Annotated in this window: 13 protein-coding genes; 6 read left to right on the top strand and 7 right to left on the bottom strand. The window is 73.4% G+C overall.

What is annotated here, in order from left to right:
• The first annotated feature begins 119 nt into the window (after positions 1 to 119).
• Entirely contained in the window at positions 120 to 1,409 is a 1,290-nt protein-coding gene (locus tag WMF26_RS46045) for an Hsp70 family protein (protein WP_061625450.1), read from the top strand.
• A 1,169-nt stretch (positions 1,410 to 2,578) separates the two neighbouring features.
• Here the strand turns inward: WMF26_RS46045 and WMF26_RS46040 are convergent.
• On the bottom strand, positions 2,579 to 3,898 hold the full coding sequence (locus WMF26_RS46040; protein ID WP_437997881.1) for a metallophosphoesterase: 1,320 nt from the start codon (positions 3,896 to 3,898) through the stop codon (positions 2,579 to 2,581).
• Between the two features lie 656 nt (positions 3,899 to 4,554).
• Here WMF26_RS46040 and WMF26_RS46035 point away from each other — a divergent pair.
• A complete protein-coding gene (locus tag WMF26_RS46035) occupies positions 4,555 to 5,976 on the top strand; it encodes a glycoside hydrolase family 6 protein (RefSeq protein ID WP_437997880.1) in 1,422 nt (473 codons plus the stop codon).
• 293 nt (positions 5,977 to 6,269) lie between these two features.
• The gene (locus WMF26_RS46030; RefSeq protein WP_437997879.1) at positions 6,270 to 7,190 is read left to right on the top strand and encodes a LysR family transcriptional regulator; all 921 of its coding nucleotides are present in this window, start codon (positions 6,270 to 6,272) and stop codon (positions 7,188 to 7,190) included.
• A 27-nt stretch (positions 7,191 to 7,217) separates the two neighbouring features.
• On the opposite strand, the gene WMF26_RS46025 is transcribed toward WMF26_RS46030, so the two are convergent.
• Both WMF26_RS46025 and WMF26_RS46020 read right to left on the bottom strand, forming a co-directional pair.
• Positions 7,218 to 8,297 carry a hypothetical protein gene (locus tag WMF26_RS46025; RefSeq protein WP_437997878.1) on the bottom strand — a complete coding sequence of 360 codons (1,080 nt, stop codon included), beginning with the start codon at positions 8,295 to 8,297 and terminating at the stop codon, positions 7,218 to 7,220.
• A gap of 92 nt (positions 8,298 to 8,389) precedes the next feature.
• Positions 8,390 to 9,055, bottom strand: a complete 666-nt coding sequence (locus tag WMF26_RS46020) for a DsbA family protein (RefSeq protein WP_437997877.1) — start codon at positions 9,053 to 9,055, stop codon at positions 8,390 to 8,392.
• Positions 9,056 to 9,356: 301 nt separating this feature from the next.
• On the opposite strand from WMF26_RS46020, the gene WMF26_RS46015 reads away from it, so the two are divergent.
• Complete coding sequence (locus WMF26_RS46015; RefSeq protein WP_437997876.1) at positions 9,357 to 12,332, top strand: Eco57I restriction-modification methylase domain-containing protein; 2,976 nt, start codon at positions 9,357 to 9,359, stop codon at positions 12,330 to 12,332.
• A 99-nt stretch (positions 12,333 to 12,431) separates the two neighbouring features.
• Here WMF26_RS46015 and WMF26_RS46010 read toward each other — a convergent pair whose 3' ends face one another.
• Positions 12,432 to 12,902 carry a response regulator gene (locus tag WMF26_RS46010; RefSeq protein WP_061629380.1) on the bottom strand — a complete coding sequence of 157 codons (471 nt, stop codon included), beginning with the start codon at positions 12,900 to 12,902 and terminating at the stop codon, positions 12,432 to 12,434.
• 649 nt (positions 12,903 to 13,551) lie between these two features.
• Entirely contained in the window at positions 13,552 to 15,813 is a 2,262-nt protein-coding gene (locus WMF26_RS46005) for an SdrD B-like domain-containing protein (protein WP_437997875.1), read from the bottom strand.
• Positions 15,814 to 16,734: 921 nt separating this feature from the next.
• On the opposite strand from WMF26_RS46005, the gene WMF26_RS46000 reads away from it, so the two are divergent.
• Together WMF26_RS46000 and WMF26_RS45995 are read left to right on the top strand one after the other, a co-directional pair.
• A complete protein-coding gene (locus WMF26_RS46000) occupies positions 16,735 to 18,108 on the top strand; it encodes a hypothetical protein (RefSeq protein ID WP_437997874.1) in 1,374 nt (457 codons plus the stop codon).
• A gap of 210 nt (positions 18,109 to 18,318) precedes the next feature.
• Positions 18,319 to 20,283, top strand: coding sequence for a zinc-ribbon domain-containing protein (locus tag WMF26_RS45995; protein ID WP_437997873.1), 1,965 nt, complete (start codon positions 18,319 to 18,321; stop codon positions 20,281 to 20,283).
• 455 nt (positions 20,284 to 20,738) lie between these two features.
• On the opposite strand, the gene WMF26_RS45990 is transcribed toward WMF26_RS45995, so the two are convergent.
• Both WMF26_RS45990 and WMF26_RS45985 read right to left on the bottom strand, forming a co-directional pair.
• Positions 20,739 to 22,469: a DUF11 domain-containing protein gene (locus WMF26_RS45990; protein ID WP_437952378.1), complete on the bottom strand. Its 1,731-nt coding sequence runs from the start codon at positions 22,467 to 22,469 to the stop codon at positions 20,739 to 20,741.
• Positions 22,466 to 24,286, bottom strand: a complete 1,821-nt coding sequence (locus WMF26_RS45985; protein ID WP_437997872.1) for an OmpA family protein — start codon at positions 24,284 to 24,286, stop codon at positions 22,466 to 22,468. Before WMF26_RS45985 ends, WMF26_RS45990 begins: the two co-directional genes overlap by 4 nt.
• Positions 24,287 to 24,590: the final 304 nt, after the last annotated feature.

Below are 24,590 nucleotides of genomic sequence, written 5' to 3'. Positions count from 1 at the left end.
GAAATCCGGTCATCCCGCGAGCCCGCCAATATTTTCTCATGCATTCGACAGCTTGTAAATAGGCGGTCGAATCGGCGAGATCCGCGAGCCCGCGAAGCACCCCACGAGGAGGCGAGATCATGTCCGCACGATTCAGGCCCGAGGTGTATGCCGTCGATTTCGGTACCTCCAACTCGCTGCTCTCGGCGGCCAGCGCGGAGGCGACCTGCCCGCCCATCCCGCTCGACGACGCGGCGGCCGACCCGACCGTCCTCCGCAGCCTGCTCTTCTTCGGGCAAGCGCGGTTCTCCTGCGGGGCGGCGGCGATCGGCGACTTCGTCGCGAACGGCATGCAGGGCCGCTTCATCCGATCGATCAAGAAATACCTGCCCGACCGGAGCTTCTCCGGCACGCAGATCGGGCACCGGGTCGTCACCATCGAGGACCTGATCGGCCGCTTCCTGCGGGAGATGCGCGACCGGGCGAACCGCCACTTCGACGCGGACGTCGGCCGCGTCGTGCTGGGCAGGCCGGCGAAGTTCTCGACCGACCCGGCGGACGACCGCCTCGCCGAGGAGCGGCTCGAGCGGGCGGCGCGGATCGCCGGCTTCCGCGAGGTCTTCTTCTGCCCCGAGCCGGTCGCCGCCGCGCACGACTTCCACCTGGAGCTCGACCGCGGGGCCGTCGTCCTCGTCGCCGACTTCGGCGGCGGGACGTCCGATTACACGATCGTCAGGATGCGGCCGGAGGGGTTCGCGCCGTCCGACGTGCTCTCGCTCGGCGGCGTCTCCATCGCCGGGGACGCGCTCGACGGCAGCCTCATGCGCCACAAGATCGCCCGCCACTTCGGCGCCGAGGTCACCTACCGCGTCCCGCTCGGCTCGAACCAGCTGACCATGCCCCGGCCCATCGTCGAGAAGCTCTGCTCCCCGGCCGACATGACGGTGCTCCAGCACCGCGACGTGCTCGCCTTCCTCCGCGACGTGAAGGCGTGGTCGCTCGGGGCCGAGGACCGGCAGCGCATGGACAACCTGCTCTGCCTGGTGGAAGACTCGCTGGCGTTCCGCGTGTTCGAGGAGATCGAGCGCAGCAAGTGCGCGCTGTCCAGCGAGGCGGTCGCGGAGTTCCGCTTCGATTACCCGTCCATGCACCTCCGCGAGCGCATCGCCCGCGAGGAGTTCGAGGCCGGGAGCGAGCGGCAGATCGACGCGGTGCTACGGGCGCTCGACCAGACGGTGCAGGACGCCGGCCTGTCGTTCGACGGGGTCGACGTCGTGTGCTGCACGGGCGGGACCGCCAGGGTGCCGGCCCTCCGGCGCGGCATCGAGCGGCGGTTCGGCCAGGGCAAGGTGCGGCAGCTGCGGAGCTTCCACTCGGTCGTGCAGGGGCTGGCCGAGCGGGCGCGCAGCCTCGCCGCCGCGTCCGCCTGAAGGGGCGCCGGCCGCGCGCGGCTTGGGCAAGCCCTCGCCGGGCGACGACAAGGCCGCGCCCGGCGAGGGGGCGGCCTCGCCGCGCGCCGAGGCCGCGGGGCCATCGAGCCAGCGGGGATCGCCCTCGACGACCCACGGGTACGCCTCGTGGAGCGCGCGCTCCATCCGGCCGCCATAGCTGTGGCCGGCGCCCTCGGCGTGCAGGACGCGCGCGGCGACGCCGCCGCGCTCGAGCGTCGCCTGCGTCTTGCGCGCCTGCGCCGCGCAGTCGGCCCGCCCGCACGCGAGCAGCACCCGCGCCCCGCCGCCGCTGCGAAAGCGCCGCGCGGTGCCCAGCGTCCACTCGCCGAAGCCGCCGTAGCCGCCCTCGATCAGCGCCGCCCGCGCGAAGCGCGCGGGGTGCCCGGGCAAGAGCAGCGCGCCCATGATCGCGCCCTGCGAGAACCCCGCGTAGATCGGGTCGCGGAGATCCACCCGGTCCCCGAAGCGGCTCGACAGCGCCGAGACCGCCGCGGCGACCTCGCGGCTCAGCGCGTAGTGATCCGGGTAATAGAAGATCCGGCCGCCGTCCGGCATGCGAGCGTCGATGGGCTTGCCGCGCGGGCAGAGCACGAACCCGGCCCCCCGCACCATCGCGCGCCAGATCTCGCAGTGCCACTCGGGCCGATCGCCCGCGCCGTGGGCGACGACGAGCACCGGCCGCGGCCCCTCGCCGCGCGGCGGCACGACCACCGCGGGCCCGAAGCCGGGGACCTCGAGCGCGACGAGCGCAGGCTCCTCCGCGGGCGGCGGAGGCTCGGGCGCGGGGGCGGGCGCGTCCTCCGGCGGGTCGACGGGGGCCTCGCTGCGGCCCACCGGCGCGAGCGGCGCGGCCGCGCACCCGCCGGCGAAGGCGAGGATCGCGAGACCTCGCAGGGGGACCGCCCGTCGCGGGCCCCGGCTCGTCAGCGCTCGTCGGCTCGTCAGCGCTCGTCGGCTCGTCGCGCTCATCGCGCCTCAGAACCTGAACACCCGCGGCGCGAGGATCAAGAACCGGAGAAGGTGCCTTATCCCGAAATACATCGAGAACCTTCGGCGGGGCGTTCGCGCCCGGAGATCGCCGCCGCGCTCGGGGTCGCGCGCGCGGCGCGCGACAGGCGGGCTCAGCGACGGGAGCGCGCGGCGTCGCGTCAGGCGGAGACGAGCACGATGCGGCTCACCTCGGGGGGCGCGCCGATGCGCGCCGGCGGCCCGGCGGTGCCGAAGCCTCGGTTGATGTAGAGGTGCGAGCCGCCGCGCTGGTAGAGCCCGGCGACATAGCCGTGGGGGAGCACCAGGTCGGCGGGCCGGACCAGCAGGTTGACCTGGCCGCCGTGGGTGTGGCCGCTGAGCTGCAAGGCCACCTCGCCGGCGGCGTCCGGGAAGAACACCGGGTTGTGGCAGAGCAAGACGCGCGGCAGGTCGCGGGGCACGTCGGCGAGCGCCCGGCCGAGGTCGGGACCGCCGCCGGGCACGCGCCCTCGCGCCCACACGTCATCGACGCCGAGCAGCGCGAACGCGCCGCCGGCCCCTCCGACGACGCGCCCCCGGTTGCTCAGCACGCGGGCGCCGCCGCGCTCCAGCGCGTCGAGCGCGGCGTCGATGCCGGCGAAGTGATCATGGTTGCCCGGGATCGCCGCGACCCCCTCCCGGGCGAGCGGGCCGAGCCGCCGCGTGAGCCGCCCGAGGTGCTCGGCATACCGAGGATCGAAATCGATGAGATCGCCCGTCATCACGATGAGATCTGCGCGCGCCTTGCGCACGAGATCCTCGGCGGCGCGCATCTCCGGCTCGCCCACGAACAGCCCGAGGTGGATGTCCGACAGCTGCACGATGGAGAAGCCGTCGAGGCTGCGCGGCAAGCCCGGTATCGGAATCGCGACCTCTTCAATGACGTAGTCGTGCCGCCCGACGAGCGCGCCATACACCGCGCTGCCGCCCCCGATCAGGAAGGCCGAGCCGGCGGCCCCGTTGGCGAGGAAGGCGCGGCGCGGGAGCGCCGGCGGAGCGGTCGGCAGCAGCGGGAGCGGCGCGGCGCGGGGCGGGAGCGGCTCGGCGCGGGGCGGGAGCGGCTCGCCCGCGCCGCCGGCCTCGGTGCGCTCCGCGTCCTCGCCAGGGCGGGGCGCCGCGTCCGCGGGGCCGTCCGCCGCTCTGGCGCGCGTGAGCGCGGCGCGCGCGAGCCGCGCGATCAGCCGACCGAGGTCCACGACGCCGAGCAGCACCGCGGAGAGCAGGACGGTGAGCGAGAGGATGTTGCTCAGGAGCACCGTCCCGCGGACCACGCCGTCGGGCAGCGCGCCCCGCCAGAGCCGCGCGGAGATCATCGCCAGCACGGCGGCGGCGAGCAGGCCGGCGAGCGCGCGCCGGCCGCGCGGGCCCAGGCCGAGCAGGCCGGAGGCCCGCCGGTGCACGTACACGCCCAGGGGGCCGAGGACGGCGATGAGGATCAGCGAGACGACGAGGAAGCGCATGGCGGGCTCTGCGGGGCAGGGGGGACCGAAGCCTAACCGATCGGCGACGACCGGCCAGAAGCCGCCCCGCGACGGCGCGGCGATGGATCGCGGTTTGGGGCGCGCCGCGGGCGAGCGCTGCACTCCCCACGATCACGGCAGGACGCGCCGCCCGGCGCAGCGCGTGCTCCGGTGCCTCCCTGCGTCACCGCACGTCCGACTCTCCGCCTGATCTGGGCACGTCGCCTCAGAGAGCGGTGAGACCACAGTCGATGATGCACTTGGAAATCAACCCGAAACAGTTCTGCTAGTCTGCCATGTCACTTCTGGACGCCGCCGCCGCACGCCCCTGTCTCGACGATTGCGCGCTGCGTTGCGCCGGCGTCGATCCTCTCGCAGCGTGTTCTCCCGTGAAAATCAGCGTGCGGGCCGCTGTTGAACGCGGCTGTGACGCGCTCGTGACGCGCGCCGGAGCGCGTCGAGCGTCGCGAGGCGACGGACATTTCTATTCGCTGTGAAAAAAGGGACCGAACGGCAGACTTACGATGAGAAGACGCGGACATGGCAAAGCCGTCGTTTGTTCTTGCCCCAGCGAAACTGTTGGTCTAGATTCGCCCCGCTATTTTTCGATATGTTGGATTTGCCTGGTTTCTTCAGAAGTAGGTGAAAGGCTTAATATGCTGAGAAGGAATTCGCATCAGCTCGGGACGGCAAAGTGGGTTGCGGTCCTCCTCGCGACCGCCGCCTTCGCGGCGTGCTCGGGTGACAATGGCGGGGGCAACGACGGTGAGGGCGGCGCGGGCGCTGGCACCCCCGCGGGCGGCACCGGCGCGGGCTCCCCGGCGGGCGGCACCGGCGCGGGCTCCCCGGCGGGCGGCACCGGCGCGGGCTCCCCGGCGGGCGGCACCGGCGCGGGCTCCCCGGCGGGCGGCACCGGCGCGGGCAGCCCCACCAGCACGAGCACGACGGCCTCGGGCGGCAACTGCACCGGAACGGTCGACATCTCGGCGCCGAACGGCAACCCGTTCGAGGGTGGCACGCTGTTCGTCGACCCGGAGTACGTCGCGAAGGTCCAGTCGTCGATCGACAAGACGACGGACACGGCCCTCGTCGAGAAGATGAAGAAGGTCCAGCAGATCCCGACCGCGTTCTGGCTCGACCGGATCGCGGCGGTCGACCGCCTCGAGGGGCACCTCGACGCCGCGCTCGCGCTCCAGAACCAGATCTGCGAGCCGGTCGTTCCGGTCATCGTCGTGTACGACCTCCCGAACCGCGATTGCTTCGCCGAGGCCTCGAACGGCGAGCTCCGGGTCGAGAACGGCGGTGTCCAGCGGTACAGGGAAGAGTTCATCGATCGGATCGCCGCGATCCTCGCCGCGCGTCCGAACCAGCGCATCGTCGCGATCATCGAGCCCGATTCGCTCCCCAACCTCGCGACGAACCTGGGCTCGAAGGACTGCACCCCGGAGACGGAGAAGGCGTACCGGGAGGAGGTCGCTTACGCGCTCCAGAAGCTCAACATGCCGCACGTGTACCAGTACATCGACGCGGCGCACTCGGGCTGGCTCGGGTGGCCTGACAACCAGAAGAAGGGCGCCAAGATCTTCGCCGACGTCATCAAGGCCGCCGGCAACCCGGCCGGCGTCCGCGGCTTCGCGACCAACGTCGCGAACTACACGCAGCTCAAGTACACCTCGGAGAGCTACGATCAGCAGAGCAACCCCTGCTTCGGCGAGTACGACTATGTCAACGCCATGGGCACGGCGCTGGCTGCTGAAGGCCTCGGGGACAAGCACTTCATCATCGACACGAGCCGCAACGGCGTCGGCAACATCCGGGCGGACTGGGGCTACTGGTGCAACAACATGGGCGCCGGCATGGGCGAGCGGCCCCGGGCCAACCCGGGCGGCGCGACGCGCCTCGACGCCTTCTACTGGGTCAAGCCGCCGGGTGACTCCGACGGCACCGCGGACAAGAACGCCGAGCGCTACGACCTGTTCTGCGGCTACGAGGACGCAGACCAGCGCGCGCCGGAGGCGGGCTTCTGGTTCCACGAGTACTTCGTGGAGTGCGTGAAGAACGCCAACCCGCCGCTCTGATCGGCGTCGTCGGCGGGCGAAAGGCCGTGACTAGCGCGCTCGATCGAGCTTGATCGAGCGCGCGCCGGCGGCCGGGGCAGGCGAGGAGCGTAGAAAAAAGGGGTCTACCCGCCCGCGGGCCGCGCGGCCGGCCGGAGGGTAGACCCCTTGAAAAGACGCTCCTCGCCTGTCCCGGCCGCCGCGCTGTTTTTGTCGAGCGCACCAGGGCGGGAGGCCCGCGGCCGGAGGGCCGGCGAGAGGCGGCCGGCGCGACGTCGAGCGACGCGCGGCGGGCCGTGGCATGGTCGCGCGCCGTGCACGACTCCATCACGCTCGACCAGCTGCGCACGTTCATCGCGGTCGCCGACGAGGGTAGCTTCTCGGCCGCGGCCAGGAAGCTCCGCCGCGTCCAGTCGGCCGTGAGCCACGCGATGGCCAACCTGGAGGGCCAGCTCGGGGTCGTCCTCTGGGACCGATCGACCCGGATCCCGGCGCTCACGGAGCACGGCCGCGTCCTGCTCGGCGCCGCGCGGCGGGTGTGCGCCGACGCGGACGCGCTCAGCAGCGCGGCGCAGCGGCTCGCCGGCGGCCTCGACCCGCTCGTCTCGCTGTGCGTCGACGCGGTCTTTCCGCTCTCCGCGCTCGTCGATCTCTGCGTCGAGTTCGCCCGCGTCTACCCCACCGTGGAGCTCGTCGTGCACACCGAGACCATGTCCGCCGTCGCCGATCGGGTCCTCGACGGGACCTGCCAGCTCGGGGTCGTGGGCCCGGCGGCGGCGGCGCAGGGCCTCGAGCGCCGGCACCTCACCTCGGTGCGCATGGTGCCCGTCGTCGGCGAGGCGCACCCGCTCGCGGCCGCCCAGCGGCGCGAAGGGCGCGTCGCCACCGAGCCGCTGCGCGAGCACGTGCAGATCGTGCTGAGCGAGCGCGGCGGGGCGCGCTCGCCGGAGCAGGCCGTGCTGTCCCCGCGCACCTGGCGCGTCGTGGATCTCCAGACCAAGCGAGAGCTCCTTTGCGCGGGGCTCGGGTGGGGCAACCTGCCAGAGCACATGATCCGCGAGGATCTCAGGACCGGACGCCTGGTCCGCCTCCGGCCGGAGGCGTGGGGGGAAGACGAGCACCTCCTGTCGCTGGCCGTGGTCCACCGGCCGGCGCTCGTGCTGGGGCCGGCGGGGCAGTGGGTGCTGAAGCGCCTCGTCGAGCTCTGCTGCGAGCACGTGGGGGGGCCGCGCTGATCGCCGTCGCCGGCGGGAGGGCGGCGCTCAGAGCGACAGGCGCGAGAGCAGCTCGTTCACGCGGATCGCGGCCGTGACGCTCCCGGTGTCGTGCGCGTAGTCCATGGCCGCGAACAGGTGGGTCTGCTCGAGGTCGAGCCGCTCCGGCGAGCGCTCGAGGAGCCCCACGTAGTGCTCGAAGAAGCGGCGCTGGTCGAACTGCGTGCGCTTCAGCGCGGCGTGGCGCACGGTCGCGTGCAGCGCGAAGCGGCCCGCGAGCGGCTCCTGCACGAGCCGGAAGCGGCGGAGCGACGCGAGCGCGTCCCCGGCGCTCCGCCCCGCCCGCGCCAGCGTCGCGAGCGAGGCCTCGTCGATGTGGTCGCCGTTCGAGTGCGAGAGCACCGCGAGCATCCGCCGCGCCGCCGGCGAGAGCTCGCGGAAGATCCAGGCGACGAGCAGGCCGACCTCGGGGAGGTCGTCCTCGTGATCGATGACCTGCACGCGGTCGACGCCGCCCGCCACGAGCCAGCGGTGGAGCTCGTCGACGTCGGCCGCGCCGCTCGCGACGATGGCGTCGGCGAGCTCCAGGGAGACCGGGTTCCAGCGGAGCAGGCGGGTCAGCGAGGCGACCGCGGGGAAGGGGCTCTGCCCCGAGGTCACGAGCGGCGCGATGACCGGGAAGATCGAGACGCCGGCCACGAGGCAGCGCCGCGCCGTGATGACCCACGTCACCGCCTCGCCGCGGAGGTCGTCGAGCAGCTCGGCGACGGCGCGGTCGTGCTCGTGGTTGTCGAGCACGATGAGCATCTCCCCGAGCGCGCGCAGGCGGCGCCGCAGCGCCGGCAGCGAGGGCGACGGCCCGGCCCCGAAGCGGAGCGACAGCATCCCGAGCAGCGTGCGCGCGTCCCAGGCGCCGACCCGGAACCAGTGGATCCCGCCGGGGAGCTCGGCCGCGAGCTTGTGCCCGAGCGCGCAGGCGAGCGTCGACTTGCCGCTGCCGCCCGTGCCGACGAGCGCGAGGCGCGTCGGGCGCGAGGCGCGCACGGTCGAGAGGAGCGTCGCGAGCTCGCGGCGACGGCCGTGCAGCGAGGGGGGGCGGGGAGGGAACACGAGCGGCGAGGCGGTCATCCCCGCGCGAGCGTACCAAAAACCGCGCGCGGGGCCGGTCCATGTTGCGGCCGCCGCGCGCCTCCGATCGCCGCGCCGCCGCGCCGCCGCGCTCACCCGCGCGGGCGCGGCGCGCGCAGGAGCTGCTCGATCGCGCGGGAGATCGGCTCCGGCGACATCGAGGTGAGGCGGAGCCGGCGGAGCCCCTCGCCCTGGCGGCTCAGGAACAGCGCCGGCACGCCGTGGACCTGGAGGCGCGCGGCCTCGGCCCGCGCGGCCTCGAGCTGCTGCGCGACCTCCCCGCTGTCGCGCTGCGCCATCGCCCGCGCGGCGTCGACGCCCGGCAGCTCGGAGGCGATGCGCAGCAGGAGCTCGTCCGTGATCGGCGGGCGCTCGCGCGCCTGGATCCGGAAGAAGCGGTCGACGAACTCCCAGAGCCGATCCTGCGCCCCGACCGCCGCGGCCATGCGCGCGGCCTGCACGGAGCCCGGCCCGAGGAACGTGAGATTCCGGAACACGAGCTTCACCTGGCTCGTGCGCACGTGACGATCGAGGATCACGGGCAGGACCTCGAGCGCGTAATCCCGGCAGTGCGAGCATCGAAGATCGGAGAACTCGACAAGCGTGATCGGCGCGTTCGGATCCCCGAGGACGACGCCGTCCTGGGGAATGCCGGAAAAGAGGTCGAGGCCCGCGCTGACCGCGCCGGTGGCCTCCTGTTCCGGCGCCTCTCCGGCGTCGTAACAGGCCGGGATCCCGAGCAGGATCGCGGCGAGCAAGGCGCCGCGCCGCGCCGCGCCGCCAGGGTGTGCTTTGCGTGAATGAGCGAGTGCGTGTCGTTCGATCGTCTCGGGCTTCATTCAACGACACACGGCACGAACCGTACCCCCCGCGCGGCGCTGCGCCGGAAATGCTTTCACGCGCATCCCGGTAAAGCGTGCTTGGCGAGGACCTCCGGGCGAGGAGGGACTCCCCGGCGGCGCGGGCGCTCGGCCGGGCCGCCGCCGCGGCCGGGCGCGCCACGGCGCCGGGGCTCTTGCCTGCACCCCGTCCTATCCGCAATGCTCGTGCGGATCCCGCGTGTCCTCGGAATGCCCTCAGCTCGGCGCCTCCCCGCGCTGCGACCGTGAACGGGTCGACCCTCCCGCGTCGCGCGCGTCGGGCGCGTCGCACGATCTCCAGACCGACCGCGCGATCGAGGCGGGCGCGCTCGGCGAGCGCCTCCGGCCGCCCGATCCGCCGGCCGACGGCGTGGCCAGGCAGCTCCGCGAGCAGGCGCAGGGCGCGCTCGGCGAGCTCCTCCGCGGCTTCCAGTCGGTCGACCGGCAGGGCGGGGACGCGGCCTCGGGCGGCTCCGCCGCAGGGCGACGGCGGCTCCACGCCGGCCTCGTGACCGCGTTGATGCGGCTCATCCTCCTCCTCTACGCCGAGGCGCGCGGCCTGCTCGCCGGCGCGCCCGACGGCGGCGCGCCCGACGGCGGCGCGCCGCTCACGCGGCTCTTCGAGGAGCTGGAGGCGGAGCGGCGGGGGGGCGGCGACCTCGAGCACCGCCACGGCGCGTGGGCCCGCGTCGCGGCGCTCTCCCGCGCGCTCGAGGGCCGCGGCCCCGCGGGCGCGCGCGGCGGCCTCTGCGACCCCGGCGCGCACCCCCTGCTGGACGGTCGACCCTGGCTCAGCGACGGCGCGCTCCACCGCGTGCTCGCCGCGCTCCTCGTGCACGACGGCGCGCCGGTGCGCTACGCCGAGCTCGAGGTCGAGCACATCGGCACGCTCTACGAGGGCCTGATCGCCTTCGATCTCGAGCTGGCCGAGGGTGAGTCGATGGCGCTCCTGCCGTCCCACGTGGTCGTCGACCTCGAGGCGCTCCTCGCCCTCCCGGGCGGCGAGCGGCTCGCGCGGCTCGAGGAGGCGGCGGACCTCAGGCTCGGCGCGCGCCTCGCCGCCGGCGTGGCCACGGCGGGCAGCGTGGCCGAGCTGTCGCAGGCGCTCGCGCGCCGCGCTTCCCCGCGGCAGCCGGGCCGGATCGCGCGGGGCACGCTCTACCTCCAGCCGGGGCAGCTCCGGCGGCGCGCCGGCTCCTACTACACGCCGCGGGACATCACGCGCCACGTCGTCGAGCGCACGCTGTCGCCGCTGCTCGCGAGGGCCGGCCGCCCGCCGGCGCCGGACGATATCCTCTCGCTCGCGGTGTGCGATCCCGCGATGGGCTCTGGCGCGTTCCTGGTGGAGGCGTGCCGTCAGCTCGCCGCGCACCTCGTCGCCGCCTGGCAGCGCGCCGGCGCGACGCCGGGGCTCGCCCCGGAGGAGCCGCCGCTCCGCCGCGCGATGGCGCTCGTGGCCGAGCGTTGCCTGTACGGCGTCGACCTCGACCCGCTCGCGGTCGATCTCGCCCGGATCTCCCTCTGGCTCGTCGTGCAGGACGCGCGCGTTCCGCCGAGCTTCGTCGACGCGAAGCTCCGCTGCGGCGACAGCCTCATCGGCGCCGAGCGCGCGGACGTCGGCGCCTTCCCGGCCGCGGCGTGGTCGCGCGGCGGGCCCGCGGACGCCGCCGTGGAGCGCAGCGGCCGGCGGGCCCTGTCGCGGCGGGCTCCAGCGCGCCGGACGCCGGCGCTCGCCGAGGGGGCGACGCGCGAGGAGCTGGCGCGCGCCGAGGAGCTGGCGCTTGCCGAGGGTGCGGCGCGCGACGCGCCGGCGCTTGCCGAGGGTGCGGCGCGCGACGCGCCGGAGCGCGACGGGGACGCCGATGAGGCGGCGCTCGACGCCTGGATGGCCCTGTGGTTCTGGCCGTCCGAGGGCGAGCTCGCGGCCCTGGCGCCGGGGCCGGCCACGTTCGCGCGCTACATGGCCGCGGCGCGCGATCCGGCCGACCCGCGGGCGGCGCTGTCGCGCCGCATCGCCGAGGAGCGCCGGTTCCTGCACTGGGAGCTCGCGTTCCCCGCCGCCTTCGATCGCCCGGAGCCCGGCTTCGACGCCGTGATCGGCAACCCGCCCTGGGTCGCGTACGTCGGCCGGGCCGCGCAGCCGATCGCGCCCGAGGTCTTCAACCTCTATCTCCGGAGGAACCCGGCCTTCCACGGCTACCGCTCGCTGCACGGTCTGTTCGTGCACCGGGCCGCGTCGCTGCTCCGGCCGGGCGGGCGGCTCGGCCTCGTCATCCCCACCTCGGTGTCGGACCTCGATGGCTACGGCCCGACGCGGCGCGCGCACGACGCGCTCTGCGCCGTCGACCCCGATCTCCCGAGCTTCGGCAGCGACGCGTTCGAGGGCGTGTTCCAGCCGTGCATGGGCCTCCTCTCGACCCGCCTCCCGCCCGCGTCGCCCCGGCCCGCGGCGACGGCTCCCTGGCCGCTCGCGCGCTCCGATCTCGACGGCGTGTCCCGGCGGCTCCTCGATCGGCTCGGCGCGCTCCGCCCGCTGCCGGCCGCGCTGTTCGGCGAGCGCGGCTTCCAGACGACCGCCGAGGACGCCGAGCGCATCCGGCGCGCGGACGTCCCCGTGCCGCCGTACACCTGCCCCATCCGCGAGGGCACCGACGTCGGCGAGCTCATCGCGCGCGCGCCGCGCCACCACGTCGATCGCGCGGGCGTGAAGGGCCGCTTTCGCAAGGACGAGGACTGGAAGGCGGTGCGGCTGCTCATCCGCCAGACCGCCCGCTACCCGATCGTCGCGCTGAGCGACGGCCTGCCGTTCCGCAACTCGATCCTGGCCGGCTTCTGCGACGCCACGTGGAGCGAGTTCGCGCTGCTCTGCTACCTCAATTCCTCTCCTGTGCGCTGGTGGCATTACACCCGACACCGGGACGCGCGCGAGGGCATGCCGCAGGTGAAGATCGCGCACCTGCGGGCGATCCCGGCGCCCCCGCCGGCGCGCGCCGACCTGATCGGCGCGCTCGACGCGCTCGGGCGGGAGCTCGGCCCGGCGAACGCGGGCCTGCCTGCGGAGGCCCGGCGCCACCTGGACGGCGTGGTGGCGAGCATGCTGGAGATGACCGAGGAGGAGCGGATCTGCGTCGCGCGCTGGGCCGAGGCGACGCCGCTCCCGCGTCCGGACGGCTGAGCGGCGGCCGGCGACGCGCGGCCGTGCGGCGACGCGCGGCCGTCCGGGGGCGCGCGCAGGGCGACCGCGGGCGTCCGGCGGCGCACCTCGTCGGCGGCGTCAGTAGCCGCCGTCGAAGCCGGGGGCGTCCTTCAGGTTGAACAGGACGCTGCGGAGATCATCCAGCTCGAACGGCTTCTCGAAGACCGCGGAGGCGCCCAGGCTGCGCGCGGCCGCGTGGAGGTGCGGATCGCCGAAGGCCGTGATCAGGATGACCGGCGGCCGGCGCCTCAGCTCGGCGAGGCCCTCCAGGATCTCCATCCCCGAGAAGCAGGGCATCTGGATGTCGCTGACGATCACGTCGATCGGCTCTGGGGGCTCTTTGCCACCGAGCCAGGGCGCCACCTTGTCGAGCAGCTCGAGGCCGTTGCGCGCCTCGGAGACCTCGAACCCGTCGCGGCGGAGCGCCAGCGCGAGCGTTGAGCGCATGTCGTCGTCGTCTTCGGCCAGGACGATATGCTGGCCTTTGCCGAACAGGCCGCAAGGCGGGACCAAGGGCTTGTCGCCAATCCAGCTTTCCGTCAGGTTCATGGCAGCTTCTCCTTCTTCTCGCCCGCCCCCGAATGCGTCCTCGGGCCGTCCACCGCGGTCCTCGGCGCTCAGCCCCGCAGGATTTGCAGCGCCCGTGCCACGCTGTCCTGCTTTGCGATGGAGCGGGCTCGACGATGGAGTCGCGCCGCGCGCGGGCCGCTGTCCGCGGCGTAGGCAGTGTCGACAGGAGCCACCTTCCGGGCGGTAGGGGCAATTTGCCGCGCAAGGGGCAGATCACGCCCACCCGCGTGGGGCACTTCCGTGCGCCCTGCCCGGCGGGGGGCGGGCTATCGCTGTGCGCTCGCGATTCGTCGCCGCGCGTCGGGGTGTTCCAGGGGGGCGGCGGCGGTCGGGCATCGAGCGCCCGGCGCGGCGATCGACCCGCGCCTGGGAGGCCGCTCACCGGAGGGGTCAGCGACCTTGGAACAGCCGGAACGGCCGCGGAGCTCGAGGAGCCTGTACAGCGATGAGGCTGCCTTATGAAGACGAGATCGTCCGGTGGAGCAGCGGGGGAGGGAGATGCTTGGAGAGGATGCGTGGAGGCGCGGAGGAGGGGGCCAGCGCCGGTCGCGCTCGCGGTGGTTCGCTCGCGGTGGGCGCTGGCCTGGGGCTCTCGTCTTGCCGGTCGGGTTTACCGATCGATCATCGGTCAGTCACGGTGCGGCGCGCAGAGGCGGCCGTTGTTGTAGTCGTCGAGCGTCTCGGCGAGGGGCTGGCCGGTCGTCCAGGGCGAGTTCTTGCCGCCCTCCTTCACGTTGCTGCCGAGCGGGTACTTCTTGAGCCAGGCGTCGGCCGCGGCGATGGTGCTCTCGATGCAGCTCGACTGGTTGCCGATACCGACGTTGAGCTTGGCGACGATGAGGTGCTTCGCGATGATGTACGTGACGTCGCCCTTCGTCGGGCGGCTGATGATGTCGAGGAGCTGGTCCTTCGTGTACGTCTTGCCGCCGATGGTCAGCTGCGAGACCTTCCACGCGCTCGGGTGGTTCTTCCAGTAGCCGGGGGTGCCGGTGCCGGGCGACGCGCTCTGGCAGACGCCGCAGTCGGCCGCGCAGCTCGAGCAGTCCTCGGAGCCCGCCTTGCAGACGCCATCGCCGCAGACCGGCGGGCACTCGCCGCAGTCGGCCGCGCAGCTCCCGCAGGTCTCGCCGGCCTCGCAGACGCCGCTGCCGCAGACCGGCGGGCAGATGCCGCAGTCGCTCGGGCACTCGAAGCAGTTCTCGCCCGCCTCGCAGCGGTCGTTGCCGCACACCGCGGGGCAAGCGCCGCAGTCGCCGGCGCAGTTCGCGCAGTCCTCGCCGGTCTCGCAGACGTTGTTGCCGCAGACCGCGGGGCAGGCGCCGCAGTCGTCCGAGCAGCTGCCGCAGTCCTCGCCGGCCTCGCAGGTGCCGTTGCCGCAGACGGGCGGGCAGGCGCCGCAGTCGTCCGCGCAGGTGCCGCAGCTCTCGCTCGCGTCGCAGGTGTCGTCGCCGCAGACGGGCGGGCAGACGTCGCAGTCGGCGCTGCAGCTGCCGCAGTCCTCGCCGGCCTCGCAGGTGCCGTTGCCGCACGTGGGCGGGCAGATGCCGCAGTCGACGGCGCAGGTGGAGCAGCTCTCGTCGCCGCCGCAGACGCCGTTGCCGCAGGAGATCTGGTAGCCGAAGTCCGCGTCGAGCAGGTCCTGGGCCCAGCCGAGCGAGACCGTGCCCACGTTGTCGAGCCCGCCGTCCGGATCGGCCGTCGGCTCCTGCCCGGCGAGCGGACCGCTCGTCATGAAGTTGTCGGCGGTGATGACCACCGAGTAGGTGCCCGCCGGGAGCGTGTCGAAGAGGTAGAAGCCGGGCTGGCCGGTGTAGGGGCTGTCGCCGGTGATGGTGAAGTCGAGCATCTGGCCCCCCTGGAAGAGCTCGACGCGGACGCCGTTGACGCCGAGCTCGCCGGTCTCCGGCTCGTAGAGCCCGTCGGCGTCGCTGTCGAGCCAGACCGTGTCGCCGATCGACGAGTACGTCACGTAGCCGAAGTCGGCGTCGGTCACGTTCTCGCCCGCGCCGAGGGACACGGCGATCGGCTCGTCGTCGGTGGTCAGGAGGTGCCCGAGCGGCAGCGTCGCGTCGTCGACGCTGACGACGTAACAGCCCGCCTCGAGCTCGCTGAAGCGGTAGACGCCGTTCGCGCCGGTCGCGGTCGTCTGGACGGCGGCGCCGTCGGCGGATCCGTCGCAGTTCGTGTCGGCGAAGAGGTCGACGACGACGCCGGAGATGCCGAGCTCGGAGGCGTCCTCGACGCCGTCGGCGTTCGCGTCGAACCACACCTTGTCGCCGATCGTGCCCTTCGGCGCCGTGTAACAGACCTCGAGGAGCGGGCGGTAGGAGAGGTCGGTGTGGGCGCTGCCTTTATAAGACGTCTTTCCGGAGGAGCCCTCCTCGAGGAGGATGCCGTAGCTCGGTGAGACGCCGCTCACCCAGTCCTGCACGAGCCCGGTGAGATCGACCGAGCTCCACCCCGTGACGTTGGGCACGAACGAGGTGAACGAGGCGGGGTCGATGGCGCCGAGGTTGTTCCAGGTGACCAGCGACTCGTCCCAGGGGGCGAGCACCTGGTGGACGTACACGGCTTTGGCCGTGCTCGTGTAGGTCAGGGCGTAGAACTTGGCCGACGTGACGAGCGAGCCGGCGGGGATGGGGCTCAGATCGAAGCGGAAGAGGGCGCGCTTCTCGCCGACGGTGCTGGAGTACCCGGTGTTGACTTCATGGGGGGACGGGACGTGGTAGCTCGGGGCGAGGCTCCAGATCTCGGCGTTGTAGATGTCGCCCAGGACACCCCGCTTGATCACGGTGCACGTGGGGGACGGCGCAGCGGTGTTGGCGAGGCTGGTCGCGGTGATGAACAGGGTGGCGAGCGCGGCGGAGGAGGCGATTGCGATCTGCTTCATTGGTAGCTCCTTGAGGTCCTCACGGGTGAACCATTGCGGGAGCGTCATCCGAATAGCAGGCGCCATGGCGCACGGGCCAGGCGAGGTCGGTTTCGCGGGCTCCTATCGGACTGAGCCCCGCGGGCCGATCTGGATCAGATCAGGTACGCGGGCGCTTTGGCTTCGATCGGAGAGCGGATGCGCAAAGGGACAGTGTTCAAACTTGCAACTCGGTCCTTGAAGTGTCCAGATCTTTTTTCGGGGAGGCGCCAAAAAAACACCGAGGTGCGAAGTGACGATTTTGGGTCGTGCTTGGGTCGTGCGGTGACGCTTTTGGGCCGTTTGCGTCCTACGAAGAGGAGCGCAGGGACGAGCGGGCTCCGCGGCAACGCTTCTTCGATCTCCGATCGTCGATCGTGCTCGGCCCAGGGCCGAGCACGATCGGATCATGCACGCGGGAGTGCCCGACGAGATTTGATGCAGAGTGCGCACGAGACCATTTTTCAAGATAACGAATCTCCGCGTCGCGTGTCTAGATCGTTTTTCGGGGCGCGATGCGTTTTGTGCATGGTTGAGTGCTTTGGCCTACGGCTTGAGCGAGGGAGGCGGGCGCCGGTTGTCCACCGCCTGCCGCAGAGGCCCACACCCGCCGCCCGCCGGGCTCGCGCTGGCGTTGCGCCGGCCTGGGGCCTTCCTCGCCGCCCGCCGCCTCGCCGCCTCGCCGTCCTCGTCGAGAGGGGCACGAGCGGCGCCGGCGCCCTCGTCCAGGGCGGCGCGGGCGCTGCCGCGCTTCGCCCGCGCCGCCCTGGACGAGGGCGCGCGAAGGAGCCGCGGAGCGAGCGAACCCGCTCACGCCTGGGCTCTCGCGCGGGGCGCCCGCGCGGGCGGGGGCCCCGAGCCTGCCGGCTGCCGCGCGCGCGCGGGCGCTGCTAGGGTTCGGCCGTGGGACGCCCGCTGCTCGCCTCGCCGGCCATGCTCCTCGCGTCGCTCGCGTCGCTCGCGTCGCTCGCGGTTTCGAGCACGAGCGCCGCGCAGGGACAGCCGACGCTGAGCGGGGCCTGGACCGCGAGCGCGCTCTCCGAGCAGTGGTCCATCGACGCGTGGGGGGAGGCGTGCGGGCCCAGGCCGCGCCCGCACGGCGCCCCGGGCGGCGCCGTGCAGATCCAGCAGCACGGCTCGGAGCTCTCCATCTCGGGCGCCGGCCGGTCGTGGAGCACCGCCGAGTGCTGGGAGCAGATGCCCGGGCTCGCGCGCAGCAAGCACTCGGCCTCCGGCGACGCGCGCTCCTGGCAGACGCGCTGCACGACCCCGCCGAACGACCCCCGCCGGGCCGTGGTCACCACGACGACGCAGGCGACCGACGCCAGCATCCGCATGGTGGAGACGGGGCAGTACCAGTTCATCATCCAGGACACGACCTGCAGCGCCTCCGTGACGAGGACGCGGACCTACACGCTCGTCCGGCGCGAGGGCGAAGCGCCGCCCGCGGCGAGCGCGCCGCCGCCCGCGGCGAGCGCGCCGCCCGCGGCGAGCGCGCCGCCCGCCGCCTCCGAGAAGCCCGCTCCTCCGCGCACCTGCGACGCCCCCGGCGAGCCCGCGCGCCTCGAGGTCACGCCGTCGCGCAAGCTCATGCGGCCGGGCGAGCGCTTCCAGTTTCGCGCGCTGGTCATGGACGCCGCGGGGTGCGCGCTCCCGACCAGACCCGCGTGGTCGATCGCGCCGGGGCCGCTCGCGTCCGCCGCGACGGTCGACGCGACGGGCGCCCTCTCGCTCGGCGCGGACGCGGGCGAGGGGTCGCTCGGCCTCGTGGCGTCCGTCGCCGGCAAGGGCGTGACCGTCGCGATCGAGGTGACGAGCCCCGATCGGTACGACGCGCTCCTCGCCACGAGCGGCCTCAACGAGGCCGGCGAGAGCGATCAGGCCGCCGTCGCGGTGATCGCGGCCGGCACCATCGGCGGGCGCACGACCTCGGGCGAGGACGTCGGGCGCGAGCGCAAGAACCTGTTCGTCGCCATCGTGGGCGGGGTCGCCGCCTGCCTCGGCTTCGCGGGGTTGATCCTGCTCCGCCGCGGCCGCCGGCGCGCCGGCGAGCTCGAAGGCCCCGCCTCGACGGGCGGCGAGCGCGGCGGCGCCGGGGCGGACGATGCGCCGGCGTCCTCCGGGGCCGCGCTCGCGGCGCCGGCCGCGGGCGGCGCGGGGCCGGTCGGGCCGACGCCGCGCGCTCGTGGAAAGATCTGCCCTACCTGCGGCGACCGTTATCCGGGCGAGGCGATGTTCTGCGGCAAAGACGGCACGCAGCTGGTCTTGCTCAACTGAGCGCGGCGCCCTTCGCGCGTCGCGCGGGGCACGGACACGCGCTGCGTCATCTCGCTGCACCGCGCCGCGGTGGACACAAAAAAGGCCGGCTCCTTGATCGGTCTCGCGCGGTCCCGCTATCCTCCGTCAACCGACCGGGCCGCGTGATTGTGCGCGTGTGTGGTCGTTGAACCCATGCCCGCAGGCCGGAACGGGAAGGGCGACAGTCGCATGAAGATTACGTGTGAGTCGTGCCAGGCGAAGTACACGATTGCGGACGAGAAGGTCGTCGGCAAGACGGTCAAGATCAAATGCAAAAAATGCAACCACGCGATGGTCGTCCACGGCGCGAGTGAGGCTGCCTCGGCCCCGTCGCAGGACGCCACCGTGGGGCAGCAGGGCGACCTCGCGGAGGACGCCGACGCGAAGCTCGTGGCCGACGCCGGCGGCGCGCCCTCGACGGCGGCGCCCGACGAGTGGACCGTCAACGTCGCCGAGGGCGACGAGCGGACCATGACGACCGCCCAGCTCGTGACCGAGTACGGGCGCGGAGCGCTGAGCAACGACACGTACGTCTGGAAAGAGGGGATGAGCGACTGGCTCCCGATCGCCAGCGTCCCCGAGCTCAAGGAGCGATTTTCCTCCCGGGACGATGCGGCGCCGGCGGCGGATGCGGCGGCCGCTGCGGTCGCGACGTCTGCGCCTGCTGCTGCGGCGGCGCCCGCGGCGGTGCCGGCGCCTGCCGCCACACCCGCGCCGGCGCCTGCCGCCGTGCCCGCGGCTGCGGCGGTGCCGACGCCTGCGGCGGTGCCCGCGGCGGCTGCTGCGCCGGTCCCTGTGGCGCCGGCGCCGGCCGGGCTCAGGTTCGGCCCCGAGGGGACCGTGGTCATGAAGGAGGCGAAGCGCGCGCCGGTGCCGGCGGCGTCTGCGGGGGCTGCCGCGGCGGCGTCTGCGGGGGCTGCCGCGGCGGCGTCTGCGGGGGCTGCCGCGGCGGCGTCTGCGGGGGCTGCCGCGGTTGCGCCGGCCGCCGACGGCGGCGCGGCCGCGGGCGCGCCTGCCGCTGCTGCGCCTGCCACGGCGGCGCGCCGCCCGGGCCGCGCGGCCGCGGTCGACGTTTTCAGCGCCGCCGCCGCCGAGCGGGCCACCGAGCCGGCACCGTCGGCCCCGCCGCCCGGCGGCGATCGTCAGGTGGGCGAGCGCAACGAGAACTCCGTCCTCTTCTCGCTCTCGGCGCTCACCGCGACCGAGAACGCGGCCAAAGAGAAGCAAGAGGAGACCCCGGCCGGCCGGCGTTTGTCGAGCCGCCCCGCGAAGAACAACGGGCGTACCGGCTACGACGACCTGCTGAACCTCGGCGGCGGCGCGATCGCCTCCGCGCCGATGCTCGCGCCCCCGCCCCTGCTCGCGCCGGTGACGGACTCGCGGCCGCCGCCGTCGCTGTCGGCCTCGGCCAAGTCGTCGGTGCCGCCCCCGCCGCTCCTGCCGCTCTCCCCGATGGCGGCGCCGGAGCCCTCGGCCAAGAAGGGCCGCCTGGGCGTGATCGCCGCCGCGGTCGCCGCGGTCGTGCTGATCGGCGGCGTCGCCTTCTTCTTCATGCAGTCGCCGAAGGAGGACACGTCCACGACCACGCCGGAGCAGACGAACGCTGCCCCTGCAGAGGCGCCGAGCCCGGCGGCGACGCCGGAGCCCGCGCCGACGCCGACCGAGACGGCGGCGGCCGCCACGCCGCCGCCCGCGGAGACGGCGGCGCCGGCCGCCGAGGAGCCTGCCGCGTCGGCGGCGGCCCCGGATCAGCCGGCGCCCAGCGCGGCGGCCGAGAAGCCGGCGGACAAGGGGCGGCCGTCGTCCGCGCCTGCGCCTGCTGCAGCGGCGGACAAGCCGGCGGCGTCGAAGCCCGCGGCGGAGCCGGCGCCTTCCGGCGGCGGCGGCGAGTTCAACCGCGGCGCCGCGAGCTCGGCGCTCGGCGCGGCGGCTGGGTCCGCCAAGAGCTGCAAGAAGGCCGGGGGGCCGACGGGCACCGGGAAGGTCAAGGTCACCTTCGCGCCGAGCGGCAACGTCACGTCGGCCGAGGTGCAGGGCGCGCCCTTCGCCGGGACGAGCGTCGGCGGCTGCGTGGCGCGGTTGTTCCGCGGCGCGCGCGTGCCTGCCTTCGGCGGCGGGCCGGTCTCGGTCAGCAAGTCGTTCACCATCAACTGAAGCTCGTCTCGAGCCGGTCTCGCGTGCCTGGTTCCTCTCGGTCACGCAGGTCTCGCCGAGCCGCCCGGCCCCCGGAGAGGGGGGTCGTCGCGCGGGGTGGGCGCGGGCTGAGCTCGCCTTAGATGCCCTGTGCCCGTCGTGCTGCGCACGCCGGACACAGGACGTCTATTGGGCTCAAACACCAGCCCGCGCCCACCCCGCATCCCACCCAGCTGGGCGGGCAGTGCTCAAAATTGAACATGAAGGCGGGAAGGCGGGAAGGCGGGAAGAAAAGATCAATGATCTTCCTGCCTTCCCGCCTTCATGTGAACTCTCTCCGGGCAACTTTGAGCACTACCGCTGGGCGAGCAGCGCAGGCGCGCGTGTGAATGACGATCGAGCGATGACATGCATTCCCTTGCCGCAATTGCGCGGCACCGCTCGATGTCATTTCCGCTGACGCCGCGCCCCTCGCGCTACGCGCGGCGCCGCCTGCGGAGGAGCCCCGCCAGCGCGAGCCCCGCGAGCCAGCCGGCGCTGCCATCCCCGCCTCCCGGGCTGGTCGCGCAAGGGCCGATCATGCCGCTCCCCGCGGCGTAGAAATCCTCCGGCTCCACCGCGACCTCGGTCGGCGGCGCGCCGGCGGCGGCGCCGTTGCCGTCCGTCGGGTCGTCGCTCACCGGCGCGCCGAGCGCGCCCGCCGCGGCGATCCGCGCCTGGTTCTTGATGACGTTCGGCGCGTCCGCGTCGACCGTGACCTCGAAGCGCACCGTGACGCTCCCGTCGACAGGGATGCCGCCGCCCTTCGCGCCGTCCGCCCCCTCGCCCAGCCGGAACGTGACGGTCCGCGTCTGCGGATCGTACTCGCCGAGATCGTCTCCAGGGCTGTCCGTCTGAGGACCGGCGTTCGGCCCCTCGACGATCGAGAGCGAGCCCGGGACGAACGTCACGCCGGGCGGCAGCACGTCGGTCAGCACCGCGCCCACGGCGTCGTCGTTGCCGGTGTTCGTCGCCGTGATGCGGTATTCGATGGCGTCGCCGCGGTACGTCGGCAGCCCGCCGACGTCGGTCGCCACCTTTGTCGACTTGCTGAAGTCGGGCCCGAAGTTGGAGATCGACGTCACCCACCCCGCGAGGAAGTACAGCTCGTCCGTGCTCGTGGCGACGAGCGTCGCCCGATCGTCCCCAGGCGTGAGCTTCGAGCTGACATCCACGATGTCGATGTCGACCCCCGACATGCTCTGGGGCGTGCCCGCGATCCTCGGGAGATCGCCCTCCACCGACACCGGCTCTCCGAGGGCCGATCGGGTGCTGTTGAAGAAGTTGTCCGCAGGGTTGAGCGCGTCGCTCAGCGCCTCGGCCACGTCGGGCTTCCCAGGGTTCTTGGGATTGAAGAACACGCTGTCGCCAGAGCTCGAGTTGTCGCCCTCGAACGCGACGATGCCCAGCTTCGCCACGAAGCCGGCGTCGGGCACCTTGAAGCCCGAGAGCTCGACCTGCTGCCAGCCCACGTCGGAGACCCGGTCGAGCCCGTCGAACAGCGCGAGGTTGCGCATCGGCGATCTCGGCGCCTCGTAGAACACCACCATCCACCACGCCGCGAAGACCACGTCGTCGTCGCGGTCCCTGACGTCGACGACGTCCACGCCGCCCACCCGGTAAGCCCCCGCGCCGCTCTCCTTCACGATCGAGGTGATGTCGGCGACGGACTGGTAGTTGTGCGACTCCTTGGGCTTGCCCTGGTTGATCACCGTCTCGACCGAGTCGATGGAGGTGACCTTGCCCTCGAAGCCGCCCTCGTGGTGGAGCTCCACCTCGGTATCGGCGCCGCCGCCGTTGCGCGCGGCCCAGTACAGGAACGCGTGCGTCACCGTCGCCCCCTCGGGCAGCGTCAGCACCGCGGTCGTGCGCGCCATCTCCGGGGTGATGTCGAGGTTCGCCTCCGCGCTGCCGTCCGCCGGCGAGTCGGACCGCCAGAAGAGATCGGGCCCCGACTCGGCGGTCGACGCTCCGCAGGCGCCGACCGTGCCCTCCTTGGGCCTCGGCGTCGAAGAGCGGCACTCCTGCCCGAGCGAGCTCCCGATGAGGGCGAAATCGCCCTTCTGATCGACCTGTATACGCAGCTTGGGCTCTGCCGTCGCGCTGGCGGTCGTGAGACCCATCAGCGTGAGCGACGCGAGCCCGGTGATGCCCAACTGCTTTCTCATCGATCCTCTCCGGTTTCGACCTGCGGCTTGTACGCGGCCTTCTTGATGATGATGAACTGGACACGGCGATTCCGCTGCCGCCCCTCCTCCGTCGCGTTGTTGTCGAGGGGCTGGTCCCGGCCGTAGCCCTGCGCCGTCAGCCGCGTCGAGTCGATGCCGCGGCGGACCAGCGCCGCCATGACGGAGTTGGCGCGGTTCTGCGACAGGACCCGGTTGTGCTCGTCGGTGCCCCGATCGTCGGTGTGACCCTGGATCTCGATGAGCACGATCTCCGGGTGCTCCTTCAGCACCTGGGCGACCTCGTCGAGCAGCGGATCGCTCACCGGCTTGATGGTGGCCTTGTCCGTGTCGAACTGCACCTGCTGCAGGATCACGACGTTCTTGTCGGTCACCCGCACCGCCTTCGGGCAGCCGTGCTTCTCGGGGTCCGGATCCGCGAAGCCCTTCTCCCTCGGGCAGGCGTCCTTGTCGTCGCGGAACGTGTCGCCGTCCGTGTCGCCCGGGCAGCCGTTCTTCGCCGGGTCCTTCGAGCGGGGCCCCTTGACCTCGGGGCAGGCGTCCTCGCTGTCGGGCACGCCGTCCTCGTCCTGGTCCGGCGGGCAGCCGTTCTTGCGCGGATCGTCGCTCGCGACGCCGGCGACGAACGGGCACGCGTCCTCGCCGTCGGGGATGCCGTCGTTGTCGCGGTCCGGCGGCGGCGGGCAGCCGTGCTTGCGCGGGTCGGCGCTCGCGACGCCGGCGACGAACGGGCACGCGTCGTCGCCGTCGGGGATGCCGTCGTTGTCGCGGTCCGGCGGCGGCGGGCAGCCGTGCTTGCGCGGGTCGGCGCTGCGCTCGCCCGCCACCCTCGCGCAGGCGTCCTCCGGATCGGGGATACCGTCCCTGTCCCCGTCCGGCGGCTGCTCCGGCGTGAAGGCGGCCATGGCGACGACGCGCAGGTCGGGCGTCCCGATCCCCGAGGTGAGCCCCGGCCCGACGCCGACGCCGGCCTCCAGGAAGGGGAGGAATCGATACCGGGCGTCGAGGAGGAGCTCGGCGTTGATCGAGCGGCTGCTGATGTCCTCGAGCACCATCGCGGTGGTGAGCTCCGGCCCCACCTGGAGCCGGTCGCCGAGGGCGAGGAACCCGACGCCGCCGCCCAGGGTGAGCATCGTCCCCTGCGCCACGCCGCCGAACGACTGGGAGCGCCGGAGCTCGGTGCCCAGCGAGCTCGACCAGACGAGGCGATCCAGGCGGCCGCCGGCGGCGAGGTAGGGCATCGCGCGGACGTGGCCGTCGCTCACGAACGAGTCGGCCGCGCCCGTGGGCAGCCAGAGGTACGCGCCGACCGCGAGCTGGAGCGGGTCGTGGTAGGTGCCATAGAGCTGCACGCGCGCGCCGAGCCGCAGGTCGCCGAGCTCCGCGCCGCTCGGGGACGCGAACTCGCGGCCGCCGCCGTTCGGGTTCTCGCCCGACTGGAGCGCGGTGAGCGGCGCGTCGAGGTCGAAGCTCACCTTGTTCCAGAGCGGGAGCGACGCGTTGAGCCGGAACGTGAGCTGATCGCTGACGACCGCGCCGATCTCGGCGCCGTCGCGCGCGCGCCGCAGGACGAGCGGATTGCTCGCGTAATCGGCCATCAGCATCACGTGGGGCGTCAGGTGGCCCGGCGCGAACGGCGACGGCACGCTGAACATGCGGTCCCCGGCCGGCGCCGGGACGAAGCGGCTCAGGGCCATGCCGTCGGGCTTGACGGGCGCGTCCTGCGCGCGGGCGAGCGCGGGCACGGCGGCGAGGGCGGCCAGCGCGGCGGCCAGCGAGCAGAAAGACCGAGATCTCATGAGGTGGCACCCTGCGTCGGCGGGTTTCGCATGACGGGTTAAGCCGCTATCGCGGACCAGTATACCGGCCGACAACTGCGGAGTCTTGGGCAACGAGCGACGTGGTCTACATCTTCGTAGGACTTGCGCACACCTCCCCGGACCCTCTGAACGAACGGCTCCCGGACCGGCGCGGCGTCCGGGCGGGCTGCGGTCGGCGCGCGGCGCGCGGCCTCTTCGGGACGGAGGTCCCGGCGGCGGGGGCGGCTCACGTTCGAGCGCCTGCGCTCTGGACCACGAGCGGCTATGGTTGGCGGGACACCGC

The sequence above is a fragment of the Sorangium sp. So ce185 genome, assembly GCF_051526825.1.
GTDB classification, from domain to species: Bacteria; Myxococcota_A; Polyangia; order Polyangiales; family Polyangiaceae; genus Sorangium; species Sorangium cellulosum_D.
Note: the sequence above shows the minus strand (reverse complement) of the source record. Positions and strands in the feature narration are given on the sequence as shown.